The sequence below is a fragment of the Pseudomonas sp. JV245A genome, from assembly GCF_032424515.1.
GTDB lineage: Bacteria > Pseudomonadota > Gammaproteobacteria > Pseudomonadales > Pseudomonadaceae > Aquipseudomonas > Aquipseudomonas protegens.
The window spans coordinates 1-234 of sequence record NZ_VYKE01000668.1 but is presented as its reverse complement, the minus strand read 5'-3'; the positions used below and the strand labels follow the sequence as shown (position 1 = coordinate 234).

1 protein-coding gene is annotated in these 234 nt (G+C 68.8%); it reads left to right on the top strand.

The window, feature by feature from the left end:
* On the top strand, positions 1-234 hold a 234-nt coding region (locus F6S12_RS33540; RefSeq protein WP_315870085.1), incomplete at both ends, for a protein-disulfide reductase DsbD domain-containing protein.

The window sequence follows — 234 nt, the reverse complement described above, 5'->3', positions numbered from 1 at the left end:
ACGGTGTATCGCCAGGGCCTGGAAGTTAAGCTGCCGGCCGCCGCCAGCGGCAAGGTCAAGCTGGGCTGGCAAGGCTGCGCCGACGCCGGCCTGTGCTACCCGCCACAAACCCTGGAAGTGGACCTGGGCGGTGCGCCCGCAGTGGCCGCCAGCAACGTCGCGACCACCAGCAATGGCTCGGCCCAGGACCAGGTGCTGGCCAATGACCTGCAACACAAATCCTGGGGCCTGGGC